This window comes from uncultured Thiodictyon sp., assembly GCA_903837595.1.
In the GTDB taxonomy this organism is placed as follows: Bacteria; Pseudomonadota; Gammaproteobacteria; order Chromatiales; family Chromatiaceae; genus Thiodictyon.
In genome coordinates this window covers 1-17,051 of record CAILVI010000388.1, presented here as the reverse complement: position 1 = coordinate 17,051, position 17,051 = coordinate 1, and the positions used below count along the sequence as shown (strand labels likewise).

Sequence of the window (17,051 nt, the reverse complement as noted above, 5' to 3'; positions counted from 1 at the left end):
GCCGGGGCGCCTCAAGCGCCCCGGCTACCCTACCTCTTCTTCGGCGGCAGCAGGTCCGTGATGGAGCCGTGGGCCATCTCCGCGGCCATGCCGATGGTCTCGTTTAGCGTCGGATGGGGGTGGATGGTCAACCCGATGTCTTCCATGTCCGCGCCCATCTCCAAGGCCAGGACGGTCTCGCCAATCAGTTCACCGGCGTTCACGCCAACGATGCCGGCGCCCAGGATGCGGTGGGTTTCCGGGTCGAACAGGAGTTTGGTCAGCCCTTCCTCCCGGTGGATGCCAAGTGCCCGACCGCTCGCGGCCCAAGGGAAGACGCCCTTCTCGTAAGCGATCCCCTGCTTCTTGGCCTCGGTCTCAGTGAGTCCCATCCAGGCGATCTCCGGGTCGGTATAGGCCACCGAGGGGATGGTGAGCGGGTCGAAGAGGGCCGGCAGGCCGGCGATGACCTCGGCCGCCGTCTTGGCCTCATGGGTCGCCTTGTGGGCGAGCATGGGGTTGCCCACCACGTCGCCGATCGCGTAGATGTTGGGTACGTTGGTGCGCAGGTGCGCGTCCACCGGGATGAAGCCCTGGGCGTCCACGGTGACCCCGGCCGCCTCGGCATTGATCAGCTTGCCGTTGGGTCGGCGGCCCACCGCGACCAGCACCTTGTCGTAGGTGGCCTCCCCCGGGTGCTTGCCCTCGAAGACGACCTTGATGCCATCGGCGCTCGCGTCCATGCGTGCCACCTTGGTTTGAAGCAGGATGCGTTCGTAGCGCGGCTTGATCGCCTTCTCCAGCACCCGCACCAGGTCCAGGTCGCAGCCGGGGATGAGTTGGTCCTGTAGTTCCACCACGTCGATGCGTGAGCCCAGGGCGGCGTAGACGCTCGCCATCTCCAGCCCGATGATGCCGCCGCCGACGATCAGCAGACGCCCCGGGATGTCCCTGATCTCCAAGGCGCCGGTGGAGTCCATCAACCGCGGGTCCTCGTGGGGGAAGCCCGGGATGCGCACCGGGCTCGACCCGCAGGCGATGATGCATTGGTTGAAGTTGACGGCGATCCGGCCTTCGCGGGTCTCCACGCTCAGGCGGCGCTGACCCTCGAAGCGCGCACTGCCGGTCACGATCTGTACCTTGCGCTGCTTGGCCAGCGCGGCCAGCCCCCCGGTGAGGCGCTCGACCACCTTCTGCTTGCCGGCGCGCATCTGGTCCAGATCGATCTGCGGCGGCGCGAAGGTCACGCCCATCGCGCCCAGCGCCTTGGCCTCTTCGATGATGGCGGCGGTGTGCAGCAGGGCCTTGGAGGGGATGCAGCCGACGTTGAGACAGACCCCGCCCAAGGCGCCGTAGCGCTCGATCAGGACCACGCGCTTACCCAGGTCGGCGGCGCGGAACGCCGCCGTGTAGCCGCCTGGTCCGCCGCCGATGATCGCAATCTCGGTGCTGATGTCCTGGCCCTGGGCCGGGGTTTGGCCGGGGGTTGCTGCTGGGATGGGTTCGCTCATGATTGCTCTGCTTGGCTCAAAGGAGTGATCGAGGGTCCGTGCGCGGCGGCCGCGGGAACTGCGCCAATCCTAACCGATGGGGCGTCGGACGGGGGGCGCGTTGAGGCCCGCCGCCGCCGCAGGCCTCTGGTATATTTTGCGCTGACTGACCTTCGACCCGGTTTCCAGACCATGCCAGCGACGCTTCGCGCCATTCAAGCCGACCTCACCACCCTCGCGGTCGATGCCATCGTCAATGCGGCCAATGGGTCGCTGCTCGGTGGCGGGGGGGTGGATGGGGCCATCCATCGCGCCGCCGGGCCGGCGTTGCTCACTGAGTGTCGCGCGCTGGGGGGGTGTGCGATCGGGGACGCGAAACTCACGCGCGGCTACCGGCTGCCCGCGCGCCATGTCATCCATACCGTCGGGCCAGTCTGGCAGGGCGGAGCCGCGGGCGAGCCGGAACTGCTCGCCGCCTGTTACCGCCGCTGCCTGGAGGTTGCCGCGGCCGCCGCGCTGGGCTCCCTGGCCTTCCCGAGCATCAGTACCGGCATCTATCGCTATCCCATTGCCGCCGCCGCCCGGATCGCCGTCGCGACCGTCCAGGACGGTGTGCTGCGGTACCCGGGGATTCAAGAGGTGGTCTTTTGCTGCTTCTCGGCGGCGGATCTGGTCGTCTATGAGTATCTGCTGGGAGTATCTGCTTGGGCGAGCGAGTAGTTCCGGGCGGAGATGGAAGTCATGCGCGCATAGCAAAAACGGGTTGCCCGGTATTCCCGGTCAACCCGCTTTTCAATTGGCGTCCCCACGGAGATTCGAACTCCGGTCGCCGCCGTGAAAGGGCGGTGTCCTAGGCCTCTAGACGATGGGGACTGAAGTTGTTCCCTTTTTATCAAGGAATCCGGTTCCCAAATAGGTGTACCAGATTTTCAGCATTTGGTGGAGCCAGACGGGATCGAACCGTCGACCTCAACACTGCCAGTGTTGCGCTCTCCCAGCTGAGCTATGGCCCCGAATCAATCGACACAAACTGAATCAATCGAGACGAAAATGATACCCGCAGATTCGCCGCCTGTCCAGCCCATTTTTTCAGCTGCCTGATGTGATGTCGCCCCTCTGTCGGGGTGCTAAGCCAAATCCGGGGCTTGCGTGCTGACCGCCGGTGCGGGCATGGTATGCAGGCCTTCGCAACCATCCACGGGAGTCTCAACTATGATGCGAACCTTTTTGTTCCTGGCGACCAATGTGGCCGTGCTGGTGGTCATCAGCCTGGTCTTCAACCTGCTTGGCCTGACCGGCGTCAACGCCGCTGGCGGGCTCGACCTGACGTCGCTGTTGGTGATGTCCGCCATCATCGGCTTCACCGGGTCACTTATCTCGCTGTTTCTCTCCAAGTCCATGGCCAAGCGCGGCATGGGTGTGCAGGTCATTGAGCAGCCGAGCACCCCCTTCGAGCGCTGGCTGGTGGACACGGTGGCCCGTCAGTCCCAGGTGGCGGGGATCAGGATGCCCGAGGTCGGGATCTTCGATTCGCCGGAGCCCAACGCCTTTGCCACTGGCTGGAACCGCAACGCGGCCCTGGTGGCGGTGAGTACCGGGCTCCTCCAGACCATGACCAAGGACGAGGTGGCCGCCGTCGTCGGCCACGAGATCAGCCATGTGGCCAACGGCGACATGGTGACTCTCACCCTGATTCAGGGTGTAGTTAACACCTTCGTGGTGTTCCTGTCGCGGATCATCGGCAGTGTAGTGGACCAGGCACTGCGCGGTTCCAACGATCAGCGCTCAGGTCCAGGCATCGGCTCGTTCATCGCGACGATGGTCGCGCAGGTCTTGTTGTCCTTCCTTGCGACTATGATTGTGATGTGGTTTTCCCGTTACCGTGAGTTCCACGCCGATGCGGGGGGGGCGCGGCTCACCAGTCGGCGCCAGATGGCCGATGCCCTGCGCGCCTTGCAGCGGGGGCACGCCACCACCGACCTGCCGGCGCAGGAGTTTGCCGCCTTCGGTATCAGCGGCGGCATGGGCCAGGGGCTCCAGGCCCTGTTCATGAGCCATCCGCCCCTGGAGGTACGCATCGCCGCGCTGGAGTCTGGGCGAGATTGACCGTACTCGCCGGTCCCCATCTGATCCGTCAGACAGGGACCGGCGAGCGGGACTATTTCTTTGCTTCGTCCTTCTTGGCCGGCGCCGCTGCGGCAGGTGCAGCGGCGTCCGTCTTGGGGGCCACCTTAACCACGTCCTCGTTCAGTTCGATCTTGGCCGCGTCGCGCAGCTTGTTGACATCCACGGCCAGTTTTTGGCGTTGCACCACGGCGGTGAGTTGGGGTTTGGCGTCCTCGAAGCTGGGCGGTTCGGCGGTGCGGGTCTCTTGCAGGTTGATCACATGCCAGCCGAACTGGGTCTGCACCGGCTCCTTGGAATAGCTGCCGGGCTTCATCTTGGCGACCGCTTCGGCGAAGGGCTTGGGCATCAGGTTTGCGTCGAACCAATCGAGCGCCCCACCGTCGGTTTTGGCGGTCGACACCTCTGAGTTTTTCTTCGCCAGTTCGCCGAAGTCGGCCCCCTTTTCAAGGTCCTTGATGAGCTTCTTAGCCGTGGCCTCGTCCTTGACCAGGATGTGCCGGGCCTTGAATTCGGTGCGGGCGGCGGTCTTCTTGACCTCCTCGTAGGCCTTCTTCAACTCGTCATCCGTGACCTTGAGTTCCTGGGCCATGGCGCCCAAGGCGGCGTTGGACATGACCTTCAGGCGTTGAACTTCAATGGCTTGGGCTACTTCCGGCAGGTCCTGGAGTTTACGCTTCTGCGCCTCTTGGGCGGCGACCACCATCGTCATGAATTCGTTGAACACTTGTTGCTGGAAGGCCGGGTCGGTCTGGTTGTTCTGGCCCTGGGTGTCCTGCAACCGCTCCAGGAAAAACATACGGAAGAGATCCAGGGGATAGGCGACGCCATTGACCACGGCGATATTGGCGTTGGCCGGGGGGGCGGCCGGTGCGGCCGCCGGTTTGGCGTCTTCCGCCAGGCAAATTCCGGAGGCGAGCAGGGCGCCGATGACGAAGGACACACGCGTCTTGAGCATTGCTTGAAGTTCCGTAAGTTGGAGAGGATGGGTGAGTGGTGCCCGGTGCCGATCCGGGCGTGACGCTGATCCCGGTTGGGATCAGGCCGGGAATACCTGTTTGAACGGTTTTACCTCCACCTGCGCGTAGACGCCGGCCGTGACATAGGGGTCCGCGCCGGCCCAGTGTTGCGCGGCCGCCAGATCTGGGAATTCGGCGACGACCAGTGAACCAGTGAAGCCGGCCGCGCCCGGGTCAGCGCTGTCGATCCCCGGGTGGGGGCCGGCGAGCACCAGTCGCCCCTCGTCCTGGAGGGCCCGCAGCCGCTCCAGATGGGCGGGGCGGGCGCTGAGCCGGGCGGTGAGGCTCGCGGGATGGTCGGTGGCGATGATGGCGTAGAGCATGTCAGACGGCATCCGCGGTCTGGGGTTCGTCCTTGATGTGGCGTCCCAGATAGACCGCCTGGGCGATCACGAACAGCACGGTCAGCCCCATCATGCCGAACAGTTTGAAGTTGACCCAGTAGCCTTCGCGGGTGTGGGCATCGTTGCACAGTGCCAGCAGATTCCCGGAGAACTCGTCGGCGCACTTGGCCAGATCAATGGTGTCCTTGGTGCTCGCCAGGAGCAAGGCCTGGTGGGCCTGGTAGAAGCCGGTCGCCCAATAGACCACCACGAGGTTGACCAGGCCCAGGGCGAAAAAGAACAGTGCCCAGGACAGGTTGAGGCGGCGCCAGATGGCGGCCGGAACCGTCACCGCCTGGCCCATCATGCGTTGGACCAGGGGGCGCTCGCCGATCCACTGGCTGCCCAGGAAGGCGCCGGCGAACAGCCAGTTGACCAGGCTCGGCTTCCACATGACGAAGATCGGGTTGTGCAGGAAAATCGTCAAGCCGCCGAAGACGACGATCAAACCCAGGGTCGCGAGCAGCAGCGTGTCCACCCGGTGCTGGTGCCACCAGACCCAGGCGAACTGGAGTGCCGCAGCGGTGATCGCCACCCCGGTGGCCCAGTAGATGCCCGCCACCTTGTAGGCGATGAAAAAGAGGACGATCGGGAGCAGGTCGAACAGGATTTTCATCAAAAAGCCTTAAAGTTGCGGCTGACAAGGGCCACTGGGTGCAGGGTGCATGGCCGTCCGACGGGGTTCACGCGGTTCGGCGGTTTTCCCGGCGTCGCGTGCCGCGGCGGGACGCGGAGCATAAGCCCTGGACCCGGGGGCGGTAAAGTCCGCCGCGTCGGGTGGCGGCTCCGAACGCCCGCCTACCCGGGGTGGCGACGGCCCGGGCGCGCTCCGCAGGAGGGCGCCGCCGGGTGAGTGTTTCCACTATTTTACAGGCATTTGCGAACCCGAACCTGCGCCTGTTGTAGAATTGCGCGAGCGCAGGCGGTGTTTGCCAAGGAACTTCCATCATGTGACGTATTGCCATTGCGCTTCGGCACCATTCCAGAAAGCAGCACGTATCAACCGATGGCACACATTCTGATCGTCGAAGACAGCAGCATCCAGGCCGAAATGCTGAGGCGCCTGCTGGCCGATGCCGGGTACGCGGTGCGCGTGGCGCGCGACGGCGCCGAGGGTTTGCGCATGGCACAAGCCGCGCGGCCCGACCTGCTGATCAGCGATATCACTATGCCGGTGATGGATGGCTTTGAGTTGTGTCGGCACATTCGCGCTGATGCGGCCTTGCGCACATTACCGGTGATTTTGCTGACCGCCATGAGCGACGTGCAAGATGTGGTGCGGGGGTTGAATGCGGGTGCCGATAACTATGTCACTAAACCCTACGATCCCGCATTGTTGCTCAGCCGGGTCAGCGACTCGCTGAATCAACCGAGCCAAGTGGCAGCGGAGTGCAAGCTGCCGCTCCAGGCCCAACTGGGCGGGGAGGTGTTTCAGGTCAACACCGGCTCGCAGCAAATGTTGAACTTGCTGCTGTCGATTTATCGCAATGCCTTGGAGCAGAACAAACTGCTCCAATCCACGCAGGATGCGCTCACCGAGCTGAACAGCAAACTCCAGCAAGAGGTGGAGACGAAGTCCGCCGCGTTGATCGAGCACGAACGCAAATTGAGCGCTGAGCGGGAGATGCTGCTGAAAAAGGAGGCTGCGCACTTCCACGCGCTGCATGATACCTTGCTCGAGTCCGTCACGGCCATAGCCGCGACGGTGGAAATGCGTGACCCCTACACCTCCGGTCACCAGCGCCGGGTGTCCAGGCTGGCGGTCTTGATTGGCAAGGAATTGCAGCTGTCAGAGCATGATCTGGAGGGCCTCCAGATAGCCAGCGTGGTGCATGATGTCGGCAAGATTCGCATCCCGGCCGAAATCCTGACCAAGCCCAGTCGACTGGATGAGGTGGAGTTCAATTTCATCAAGACCCATGCCCAGACCGGCTACGACATTCTGAAGAATATCCACTTTCCCTGGCCGATTGCCGACATTGTGTTGCAGCACCATGAGCGGCTGGACGGCTCTGGTTACCCGGGGGGGCTCAAAGGCGATCAGATCCTGTTGCAGTCGAAGATCCTGGCCGTGGCCGACGTCGTGGAGTCGATGTCCACCTCGCGGCCCTACCGCCGGTCTCTGGGTATTGAAGTGGCCATTGCCGAGATTGAGGCGGGCCGCGGCATCAAGTTTGAACCGATCGTGGTGGATGCCTTTATCGCGATCCATGACCAGGGCGTGTGGGCGCCGGAGGTGGCTTGATCCCAAGCAGATCGGTTAAGCCGCGAAGTGTAACGCCTGATATGATTCTGAATAGAGCCGTTGTCGTTGTCGTTGTCGCAATCGAGGTTATCGTGGCGCCCCGGATTCTCTCGTGCATCGCTTCTCCGATTACGACAACGACAACGGTGCTGCGAACAACCCCTAACGGACCTGTTTAACTCACTCAATGAACCGCGCCTTAGGCTGCGTTGCGTGCGATTGACGCACTGTCGGCCTCAGCGCCTGGCGAAGCGGCTCAGCATCGCGGCAATCTCGTCGGTGGGCAGTACGTATTGGGCTGCGCCGAGTTCGATGGCCACGGCTGGCATACCAAAAATGACGCTGGTGGCCGCGTCTTGAGCGATGGTGGGTGCGCCCGCGTCGCGCATGGCCTTAAGGCCCACGGCTCCATCGCGCCCCATGCCGCTCAATAACACCCCAAGCGCGGCGGCGCCATAGTGGCGCGCGACCGAGGTCAGCAAGCGGTCCACTTGCGGGCAATGCACGTCGGCAGCGGTACAGGACGCGACACTGAAGCGGCGGTTGGCATCCAATAGTAGGTGACGCCCTTCGGGGGCAAAATACACAGTGCCGGGTCGGGGCACTTCGCCCGGCCGGGCCAGCTCCAGCTTCAAGGCGCTTTGAGTCTGCAGCCAGCTCAGCATCCCGTCCAGAAATCCCTGGCTGATATGCTGCACACACACGAGCGGCACCGGGAAGGTCTTGGGCAACAGCTCCAGAATACGGTTCAATACCTGCGGGCCGCCGGTCGAGGCACCCAGCGCTATCAGCTCGATGCGTTTGCGTAGTGGTGAGGGGATGACTGGGGTGTCCGCCGGGGTCGGCCGGACGGCTGGTGCGGCTACCGCCAAGCGCCGGCTCATGCTCGGGGCCTGAGCGATGGCGCGAATTTTGTCCAGCAACTCTTGCGCCTCGCGGCCTCCGATGCCGCCATCGTGGCCCAGCGGCTTGGCCAGCACGTCCAAGGCACCGGCCGACAGCAACCGGAAGATGTTGTCCTTATGGAATGACTGCACGGCCACGCTCAATACCAGAATCACGCAGGGATGCTGCTGCATGGCCTTGAGGATGAACTCCATGCCGTCCATCACCGGCATGTGGTAGTCGGTAATGACGAGATCAGGCCGCAATTGCGGCAGCAGAGTCAGTGCGGCGCGCCCGTCGGCGGCGGTGCCTACCACCTCCATGTCCGGCGCCGCGCTCAGCAGGCGCTTGAGCATATACAATTCGGTTGCCGAGTCCTCTACCAGCAGCAGGCGGATGCGGCGTTGGCTCCTCTGTTCCGGGACATCTGTCATGGGTGGCGGTTCTTTTTCATTCAGGCCAAGCGGGCCAGGCAGTCCAGCAGCAGGCTCTGGTCGAACTCTGATTTGCTGATGTAGGCGTCGGCCCCGACCTCCATGCCGCGGCGGCGATCCTCTTCACTGGCCAGCGCCGTGATGAGTATGATGGGCAGTTCGGCGAACGTCCGATTCCGGCGTATCCTTTCGGCTAACTCCAGTCCCGACATCCGGGGCATTTGAATGTCGGATACCACCGCATCGAACGGGTGCAGTGTCAGCGTGTTCCAGGCGTCCAGCCCGTCGACGGCGGTGACGACTTCATACCCGGCGGCCTCCAGAATGCGGCGCTCCTGCATGCGGGTGGTGATGCTGTCTTCTGCCAGCAAGATGCGCTTGGCCGGCGCGGCGGCGGCTTCGCCAGCGGCGGCAGTGGCCGCCGGGGCGGTGTTGCGTGCGCTGCGGGTCATGCTGCGCAGCAGGTCGTAGGGGTTTAGCACCGGGCACACCAGCCCGGTCGTGAGCACCGCCAGGCCGGAGACGTTGCGCACGCGCACGAGCGGTGTGGTGGTGGGCTTGACTACGATGTCTTCGCTTTCCAGCACCTCGTCGAGCGCCAACCCAAAGGTGTCGTTGTCCACCTTCAGCACCAAACAGTGCAACCATTCGTCTTCTTTCAGCGCCGGCGGTGCGCGGTCTAGCAGCAGCCCCAGTCGCTCGAGGGGGATGGCCTGGTGGTCCCGGTAAAACCACTGGCGGCCTTCCAGGGTATGCAGTTGCGCGGGCCGCAGGCGCGTGACGAACACAATGTCCTCGAATGCCACGGCATAGGTCTGACCCCATTCGCGCACCAGCATGGCCTGCGTGGCGGTGAGCGATACGGGTAGTCGCAGGCAAATGGTGAGGCCTTGGCCCGGTTTTGAGATGATTTTGAGTGAACCGCGCAAGCGCTCTACGGTGTCCCGTACCACATCCAGTCCCACGCCTCGGCCCGACAGGTCGGTGATGATGCGTGAGGTGGAAAACCCGGGCTGGAAAATCAGCGCTTGTAGCTGTGCCTCGGTTAGGTCTTGCAGCTCCTCGGGCGTGTGCAGCCGCTGCTTGAGCGCCTGCGCCCGGATGGCGTCCAAGTCCAGGCCGCGGCCATCGTCGCTCAGGGTGATCTGCACCGCGTCGGGGCTTTGGGTGACGACAATCGCGATCAGGCCGGCCTCGGGTTTGCCGGCTTGGCGCCGCTCGCCGGGCGACTCGATGCCATGGTCAATGGCGTTGCGCAGCAGGTGCATCAGCGGCGCCTTCAATTCCTCAATGATGCGTTTGTCGGCCACGGTGGCCGCACCGGCTACCTTGTAGGTCAACTGTTTACCGAGTTCGGTGCTCAGGTCATGCACCATGCGCGGGAACAGATCAAGCAGCGTGGCCATGGGTAGCAGGCGCAGCGCGCGAATACCGCTTTCGATTTGTACCGCCACGGTTGCGAGTCGCGCGCTGTCGCCCGCCATGTGACCGCGCAGACGCTCCAGTTCGGCGGTTACCGCGGCCAGGCCCTGGGCACCTCTTTGCGGTTCCCGGAGGTGGTATTCGCAGCGGCTCAGCAGTTGATCCAGCTCGGTTTGCCAGCGCGCCATGCGTCCCTTGCCGACCACCAGTTCACCGCCGAGTTGCAGCAGTGCATCGAGCCTGGTGGATTCAATGCGCAGGGTGTCAATGCGAAAATCGGGCAGTGGCGAGGCCGGTGCAGGGCTTGAGGTCGCCGCGCTCCACAGGTCGGTCGGCGCCGGCTGGGGGAGGGGAATAGGCACTGCCGCGCTTGCGACCCGGTCGGCCAGAAGTGAGGCCAGCGTCGGTGCGATCAGCGGCGGATCTGGCGCAGGTGCCACGGCGACGGCCCCGGGGAGGGGCGGCGCTGGTTCATCGCCTAATGCGTGTGCCACCAGGCGCCGTATTTGATCCAAGGTCGCCAGTTGGGGTGGCACCAGGGCCGCGCTGATGCGCAGTTTGCCCGCGCGCGCATCGCCCAGCAGGTTCTCAATGGCGTGCGCCAGGTTCTGCACCTCGCGCAGGCCCAACATGCGGGCCGCGCCCTTGAGGCTATGGGCCTCGCGGAACACCTCTTCCAGCAAAGGGCCGTCGTCGGGCGTGCGCTCCAGTTGCAGCAGGCCCGCTTCGATGCGCTGCAGGTGTTCCGCGCTCTCGGCGCGGAACAGGTCACGCAGTTCTTGGTCTTCTATCACCGGCAAGCCTTACAGCATCTTTTTGAGTTCACCGGCGACCGCGGACAGCTTGGTCATGCCATCGCGGATCTGGACCGTGCCGGTGGACATTTCGCGTGCACCATTATTGATGTTCTTCATCGCAATGTCGATTTGAGTCAAGGCCACCGCCTGCTGTTTGCTGTTGAGCAACACCTGCTGCGCATTCTGGACGACGGCATCGGCCAGGTGAATGACCTGCTCAAAGGCCGCCGAGGCCAGGCGTGCGCTTTGTGCGGCGGCATGGGTGGTCTTGCTGCCGTCTTCGGCGGTCATGACCATGCCGTTGGTCGCCTTTTGAATGTCGGCCACGATCTGGTTGGCCCGTTGCGCCGACTTCTTGCTCTGGTCGGCCAATTTGCGGATTTCGCTGGCGACCACGGCGAACCCCTTGCCCTGCTCACCGGCACGGGCCGCTTCCACCGCGGCATTGAGTGCCAGCATGTTGGTCTCGGCCGCCAATTCGCCCACCACCCGCGCAATCTCGCCAATCTGCCCCGCCTGTTCCGACAGGCCAATGATCTTCTGGGCAATCATTTTCATGGTATTCTCCAAGGCGGCCATGTCGCTTTCGTTGTGTGTCACCAGTTCCAGTCCCTCGCGGGTCGTGACTTGTGCGCTATTGGCCGACTGGGTGGCGAACTCCGCCTGCTCGGCATTGATGCGGGCGGTGGCCACCATCTCTTCCACGGTGGCAGTGGTTTCGGTGACCGCGCTGGCCTGTTCAGTCATGGCGCCCTCATGCTGCTCGGTGCTGGCCGCAATCTGGTGGGTGGATGTTGCCACCACCGAAATCAGCTCCTTGAGGTGGCCGGTCGTGCGGCGCGCCAACCAGATGCCGGTGAGCATCGAGAGCGCAAAGGCCAGCACCAGACCGCCGCCCGCCACCTGGATAACCGTCGCCACCGCGGCTGTCCCGCGGGCCTTGAGTTGTTCCTCGATCTGCTTTTCACGCGCGAAAAACCCAGTGGCCAGACTATTGAAGTCCTGGTAGAGTTCATCGCTCTTGCCGGTTTGGTATTCCTTTAGACCGTCGGCCAACTGTCCAGCCTTGACGCGCTCGACTTGACTCCGGGTGAGCTCGCCGATGGCCGTGATGGTGTCGGTCATGCGGTTCAGCGTGGCGATCTGGCCCGGGTCTCTGACCAGTTGCTTGAGCTGGAGCAATAGCTCTTCGGCTTGATGTTTGCTGTTGTCGTGGCTTTCCACATGGGCGTCCTGGGCCTTGAGCAGGATACCGCGGGCGATGCGCTGCATCTGCGCGACTTGCAGTTGCAGGTTTATACCGTATTCGACGATGGCAACGGCCCGTTGGGTGTCGAGGATGGTTGTCCGCAGACCCACGCTCTCCAGATACACCGCCGCCACGGCCACGCTGAACACGACGCAGGGAATCAGGTTGCCCAGCAACATACGGGTAGAGAGTTTGAACTTCGACTTCATGCGGCGGTCTCGAAAAAAATAGGTGGTGGGGTCAAACCTGCTCGTTCACTTCAAGCAGGCCTTGTTGCAGTAGTGCATCGACGTCCAGTACGCCGGCCACGCCGTCATCAAGCTGGAGCATCCACTTGCATTGCGGGTGGCCATAAGCTTGTCCGGTCAATGGGCTGAGGGCGTTTGCCTCAAAGGTCTGAATGTCGATGATTTGATGTACGGCCAGTCCCAGGCGCTGTTCGTCCAGGCGTAGCACCACGATATCTTTGTAATCGCGCAACGGTGCGCCCTGCAACTGGGGCGCCAGGTCGATCACGGTCAAGATGGCTCCGCGCAAGTTCACGCACCCCAGGATGTGGGGCGGGCAACAGGGAATGGCAATGCAGGTATCCAGGTGGATGAACTCAGCGACATGTTCCAGCGCGATGGCGTAGTGCCCGTTGCCGATGCGTACCAACGCATACACATGACCGGCCTGGCCCAGTGGCGCGTCGATTGAGACCAATTGCTGGGTGCGTTGCCGCAGTCGCGCGCGCTGGGCCGCGGTCAACTCGGCAAACCGGTCGGTGGGTTGCGTGGTCGCCGACGGCTCGTCGGGCGCCTGCATCACCAGCCGCAGCAAGGCGATAGAGTCCAACAGAATCAATACGGTGTCTTGCCATTTCAGGGTGCCGCCAATCACCGAGGCGGGGCCGCTCGGGTCATCCTGCTCCAACTGCACGTAAGGAGCGGTGTCCGCGGGGGCAATCTCCAACAGATCGTGCACCGCGTCGGCGACCAGGCCGACCACGTAGCCGTCTTGTTCCAGCAAGATGACCGATTGGTCCAGTCGGTACGGCTTGGCGGGGTGGCCAAAGCGCTGTCCCAAGTCGACGATCGCAATGACGTCCCCGTGCAGGTTGATCAGGCCGACAAAATACGGCGGCAGGTCTTGCACCGGCGCGAGTTCGGGCAGCCAGAAGATGGTCCGTACGGCGTCCGCCGCGATGGCATAACGGGTGGTGTTGAACTCAAAAATCAGATGGTTGGCCATGGCAGTGGGGCGCGGGGTGCTTAAGGTTCCAAACCATGCAGGCGCGCCCAATGGGCGCCCAGTTCCGCGGCGCGGCTCTCGCCAAGGAATGGCACGCGCGCATCCGGCGGCAGGTCTTCCAGCAGCCTGGCGACGATGGCGCGCGTCCGGTGTGCGGCCTGCGGTTGGTCGGCGCCGGCTTGCAGACGCTCCAACTGCACATGGGCGGCAATCAGGTCGGGTGCCAGGTACAGCGCCTTGCGCAGCGCTTCGCGTGCCGTGCTGGTGTCGCCTAACTCCATGTACAGTACCGCGGCCAGAAAATGGGGCTCGGGTCGCATCGGGTCCTGCGTGAGCAGCCCTCGGCAGTGGGTGAGCGCCTCGTGCAAACACCCGGCGTCGGCCAGCCGCCAGGCGGCCAGCAGCGGGTCAGTCTCGGCGGTGGGCGGTAGCGGCCTGGAGGGGCGTGTCGAGGGCTTGGCCGTGCGCTGCGGTGACGGTACGCTCGCCGCTATAGCGGAACCTGGCGCAGCCACCGGGCTCAATGGTGGTGGCGCCAGGATAGGCGCGCTCTGCGTATCCGGGGGGCCTTTGCGGTAGACCACCGATTGGGGGTACATCTGCGTGTGCAGCAGATCGCAACCCTGCGTGCGCAATTCGCCGTGGCCGGTCAGCAGTATCCCGCCGTCGCGCAGGCAGTGGGCCAACTTGTGCGTGACCGTGGCAATGGCCTCTGGCTGCAAATAGATGAAAAGATTACGACACAAAACCAGGTCCAGCTCGGCGAGTCCGCGGCTGGGGGCGGGCAAGGTGTCGAGCAGCAGGTCCCCCGGCATGAACCTGACCATCCCACGTATACGTGTCTGCAAGCGCCATTGGTCGCCGCGTGGTTCAAAGTAGCGTCGCCGAAAGGCTTCATCGCAACCGCGAAACGCCCAAGGTCCATATTCCCCCGTGGTGGCCCGGCGCAGTGCCTGCGGATTCACGTCGGTGCCGTACAAGTCAATCTGCCAGTCGTCGCGCCCGGCCAGCAGTTCGTGGAGCAGAATGGCCAGCGAATACGCCTCCTCCCCGGTGGAACAGGCGGTGCTCCACAGCCGTAGTCTGCGTTGACGCGAGCGGCTCTCCAGCAGCGCCGGCAACAGGGTGTCGCGCAGCAGTTGCATTTGCCCCGCGTCGCGCATGAAAAAGGTCTCGCCCGTGGTCAACACGGCCGCCAGCAGGTGCAGCTCTTCGCTGCGGCCCGCTGTGCCGGGTTGCAGGTAATGCACAAAGTCCTCGGGTCGCTGCAACTGGAGGGCACGCATCCGGGTGAGGATGTGCTGCTCGAGGCGCTCCCGACTGCCGTCCGGAATGCGCAGGCCGCTGTGGCGGGCAATGTGAGCAAACAGGTGCTTCATGGCTGTGTGCTTAGTCCTGACGTCGGCAGTCCGTACCACAAAGGCACAAAGATCGCACAAAAGACAATGGGGATAAGTTAAACAAGTCCATGAATACAAATAGCGCCATTGTGGTTGTCGTTCTCGTTGTCGCAATCGAGGTTATCGTGGCGCCCCGGATTCTCTCGCACCCCAAACTGCATCGCTTCTCCGATTACAATGGCGACAACGACAACGATCGTGTTTAACTTGTTTTTGACTCGTTACTTAGGCCCCCAGATAGGCCGCGCGGACCTTGGGGCTGGCCAGCAGCGCGGCCGAGTCGTCCTGGTGGACGATGCGCCCCCCCTCCAGGACATAACCGCGGCTGCTCGACTCCAGTGCCAGGCGGGCGTTCTGCTCGATCAGCAGCAGGGTCATGCCCTGGGCGGCGATGAGCCGGATGGTCTCGAAGATCTTCTGCACCGCCAGTGGGGCCAGTCCCATGCTCGGTTCGTCGAGCAGCAGCAGCCGCGGACGACTCATGAGTGCACGGGCGATGGCCAACAGCTGCTGTTCACCCCCGGAGAGGGTCCCGCCGGTCTGGGCGCGGCGCTCCAGCAGGCGCGGGAAGAGCCCGTAGACGCGCTCCAGATCGTCCGCAATGCCTGTCTTATCGGTGCGGAAATAGGCCCCCATGCGCAGGTTCTCGGCCACCGTCAGGCGCGGGAAGACCCCGCGGCCCTCCGGGACCATGGCGATTCCGCGCCGGGCGCGTAGATGCACCGGCAGCCCGGTGATCTCGCAGTCGGCATAGCGGATGGTTCCGGCGGCAGCGGGTAGCAGGCCGGCCAGCGCCCGCATGCTGCTGGTCTTGCCGGCCCCGTTGGCGCCGATCAGACACACCACCTCGCCTTCCTCGACTCGCAGGTCGATGCCTTTGACTGCACGGATGCCGCCGTAATGGACCGCCAGGCCCTTGACCTCGAGCAGGCTCATGGGGTGCCCACCCCGGCCCCCAGATAGGCCTCAATGACCAGCGGGTCATGCTGGACCTGGGACGGCGGTCCGTCGGCGATTTTGCGCCCATAGTCCAGCACCGCCACCCGATCGCATAGCCCCATCATCAGGCGCACATCGTGCTCGATCAGCAGCAGGGTCACGCCGCGCCCGCGGATCTGCTCCAAGAGTTCCTTGAGGGCCTGCGTCTCGGTCGGATTCATCCCCGCAGCGGGTTCGTCGAGTGCCAGTAGCCGCGGCTCGGTAGCCAGCGCGCGGGCGATCTCCAGGCGGCGTTGATCGCCATAGGGCAGGAACCGGGCGAGTTGGTCCGCGCGTCCGGCCAGCCCCACGGAGTCGAGCAGTGCCAGCGAGCGCTCGCGGATGGAGCGTTCCTCCGCCCGGGTGCGCCGACCCCGCAGCACCGCCCCCAGGACCCCGGCGCGCGAGCGCACATGGCGTCCGACCATCACGTTCTCCAGCACGCTCATGTTGGCGAACAACCGAATGTTCTGGAAGGTCCGGGCCAGCCCGTGGGCCGCCACCGCGTGGGGCTTGAGTCCGGTCAAGGGCACACCGTCCAGGTGTACGCTGCCTGAGCTGGGGTGATAGAGCCCGTTGAGGCAATTGAACAGGGTGGTCTTGCCCGCCCCGTTGGGTCCGATCAGGCCGAAGATCTCACCGGCGTGGACCGCGAGGGAGACTTCGCTCAAGGCGGTGAGCCCGCCGAAGCGCTTGGTCACCACCCGCGCGTCGAGCAGCGGTGTCCGTTCACCCTCAGCGCTGCGCGTCATAGAGCGCCTCCTGCTCCTGACGGACCTCGTCCGGGTTCCCCGGTCGCAACTCACGCGCCCGCACCGGCGAAGGCCATAGCCCCTGGGGCCGAAACAGCATCACGACCACCAGGGCGACGCCAAACAGCAGCATCCGCAGATCCGCGGGGTCGACCACCACCCGCCCGATCAGCCCCTCCTGCAATGGGCCGATATAGCGTAGCAGCTCGGGGAGTATGGTCACCAGGATGGCCCCCAGGATTACCCCCGGGATGTGCCCCATGCCCCCCAGCACCACCATGCACAGGATCATGATGGACTCCATCAGGGTGAATGACTCGGGGCTTACGAACCCCTGGAAGGCGGCGAAGAGCCCGCCCCCCAGTCCGCCGAAGGTCGCCCCCATGGCGAAGGCCAGCAACTTCAGATTGCGGGTATTGATGCCCATCGCCTCGGCCGCCACCTCGTCTTCCCGGATGGCCGCCCAGGCGCGCCCGATGCGCGACCCCTGCAGCCGCAGGGCCACAAAGATCACGCCGAGGGTGAGGATGAGAAAGAGGTAGTAATGGGTGTGGGTGCCGGGGAGCTTGAGTCCCAGGACCTCGATCGGGCGGGTCAGGGCGCTGCCCGCGATCCGCACCGGGTCGATCATGTTGATGCCCTGGGGGCCGTTGGTGAGATT

Annotated in this window: 15 protein-coding genes and 2 tRNA genes; 3 read left to right on the top strand and 14 right to left on the bottom strand. The window is 64.1% G+C overall.

The window, feature by feature from the left end; genetic code table 11:
• Nucleotides 1-29: 29 nt before the first annotated feature.
• Nucleotides 30-1,490 carry a dihydrolipoyl dehydrogenase gene (gene lpdA / locus QZY44_RS23285; protein WP_295453437.1) on the bottom strand — a complete coding sequence of 487 codons (1,461 nt, stop codon included), beginning with the start codon at nt 1,488-1,490 and terminating at the stop codon, nt 30-32.
• 171 nt (nt 1,491-1,661) lie between these two features.
• On the opposite strand from lpdA, the gene QZY44_RS23280 reads away from it, so the two are divergent.
• Nucleotides 1,662-2,189, top strand: a complete 528-nt coding sequence (locus QZY44_RS23280) for an O-acetyl-ADP-ribose deacetylase (RefSeq protein ID WP_295453434.1) — start codon at nt 1,662-1,664, stop codon at nt 2,187-2,189.
• Nucleotides 2,190-2,266: 77 nt separating this feature from the next.
• Here the strand turns inward: QZY44_RS23280 and QZY44_RS23275 are convergent.
• Together QZY44_RS23275 and QZY44_RS23270 are read right to left on the bottom strand one after the other, a co-directional pair.
• Nucleotides 2,267-2,342, bottom strand: a tRNA-Glu gene (locus QZY44_RS23275).
• A 64-nt stretch (nt 2,343-2,406) separates the two neighbouring features.
• A tRNA-Ala gene (locus QZY44_RS23270) sits at nt 2,407-2,482 on the bottom strand.
• A gap of 199 nt (nt 2,483-2,681) precedes the next feature.
• Between QZY44_RS23270 and htpX the strand changes: the two genes are divergently transcribed.
• Nucleotides 2,682-3,575: a protease HtpX gene (gene htpX, locus QZY44_RS23265; RefSeq protein ID WP_295453431.1), complete on the top strand. Its 894-nt coding sequence runs from the start codon at nt 2,682-2,684 to the stop codon at nt 3,573-3,575.
• 52 nt (nt 3,576-3,627) lie between these two features.
• Here htpX and QZY44_RS23260 read toward each other — a convergent pair whose 3' ends face one another.
• The 3 genes from QZY44_RS23260 to QZY44_RS23250 form a co-directional block, all read right to left on the bottom strand.
• A complete protein-coding gene (locus QZY44_RS23260; protein ID WP_295453428.1) occupies nt 3,628-4,551 on the bottom strand; it encodes a peptidyl-prolyl cis-trans isomerase in 924 nt (307 codons plus the stop codon).
• Between the two features lie 81 nt (nt 4,552-4,632).
• Complete coding sequence (locus QZY44_RS23255; protein ID WP_295453425.1) at nt 4,633-4,935, bottom strand: YciI family protein; 303 nt, start codon at nt 4,933-4,935, stop codon at nt 4,633-4,635.
• Nucleotide 4,936: 1 nt separating this feature from the next.
• A complete protein-coding gene (locus QZY44_RS23250) occupies nt 4,937-5,611 on the bottom strand; it encodes an inner membrane-spanning protein YciB (protein ID WP_295453420.1) in 675 nt (224 codons plus the stop codon).
• 390 nt (nt 5,612-6,001) lie between these two features.
• Here QZY44_RS23250 and QZY44_RS23245 point away from each other — a divergent pair, with 390 nt between their 5' ends.
• Nucleotides 6,002-7,240 (top strand): HD domain-containing phosphohydrolase, encoded by a 1,239-nt coding sequence (locus QZY44_RS23245; RefSeq protein ID WP_295453417.1) that lies wholly within the window; start codon nt 6,002-6,004, stop codon nt 7,238-7,240.
• A 236-nt stretch (nt 7,241-7,476) separates the two neighbouring features.
• On the opposite strand, the gene QZY44_RS23240 is transcribed toward QZY44_RS23245, so the two are convergent.
• The 8 genes from QZY44_RS23240 to QZY44_RS23205 form a co-directional block, all read right to left on the bottom strand.
• Nucleotides 7,477-8,559, bottom strand: a complete 1,083-nt coding sequence (locus QZY44_RS23240; RefSeq protein WP_295453414.1) for a chemotaxis protein CheB — start codon at nt 8,557-8,559, stop codon at nt 7,477-7,479.
• Nucleotides 8,560-8,579: 20 nt separating this feature from the next.
• Nucleotides 8,580-10,775 carry a response regulator gene (locus QZY44_RS23235; protein WP_295453410.1) on the bottom strand — a complete coding sequence of 732 codons (2,196 nt, stop codon included), beginning with the start codon at nt 10,773-10,775 and terminating at the stop codon, nt 8,580-8,582.
• Nucleotides 10,776-10,784: 9 nt separating this feature from the next.
• Nucleotides 10,785-12,236, bottom strand: a complete 1,452-nt coding sequence (locus tag QZY44_RS23230) for a methyl-accepting chemotaxis protein (protein WP_295453407.1) — start codon at nt 12,234-12,236, stop codon at nt 10,785-10,787.
• A gap of 31 nt (nt 12,237-12,267) precedes the next feature.
• Nucleotides 12,268-13,260 (bottom strand): chemotaxis protein CheW, encoded by a 993-nt coding sequence (locus tag QZY44_RS23225; RefSeq protein ID WP_295453403.1) that lies wholly within the window; start codon nt 13,258-13,260, stop codon nt 12,268-12,270.
• A 20-nt stretch (nt 13,261-13,280) separates the two neighbouring features.
• Entirely contained in the window at nt 13,281-14,639 is a 1,359-nt protein-coding gene (locus QZY44_RS23220) for a CheR family methyltransferase (protein WP_295453398.1), read from the bottom strand.
• 246 nt (nt 14,640-14,885) lie between these two features.
• The gene (locus tag QZY44_RS23215) at nt 14,886-15,590 is read right to left on the bottom strand and encodes an ABC transporter ATP-binding protein (protein WP_365305118.1); all 705 of its coding nucleotides are present in this window, start codon (nt 15,588-15,590) and stop codon (nt 14,886-14,888) included.
• 2 nt (nt 15,591-15,592) lie between these two features.
• Nucleotides 15,593-16,390, bottom strand: coding sequence for an ABC transporter ATP-binding protein (locus QZY44_RS23210; protein ID WP_295453390.1), 798 nt, complete (start codon nt 16,388-16,390; stop codon nt 15,593-15,595).
• Nucleotides 16,374-17,051 (bottom strand): branched-chain amino acid ABC transporter permease (locus QZY44_RS23205; protein ID WP_295453388.1); only part of this gene is annotated, 678 nt, incomplete at its 5' end. The genes QZY44_RS23210 and QZY44_RS23205, both read right to left, overlap by 17 nt.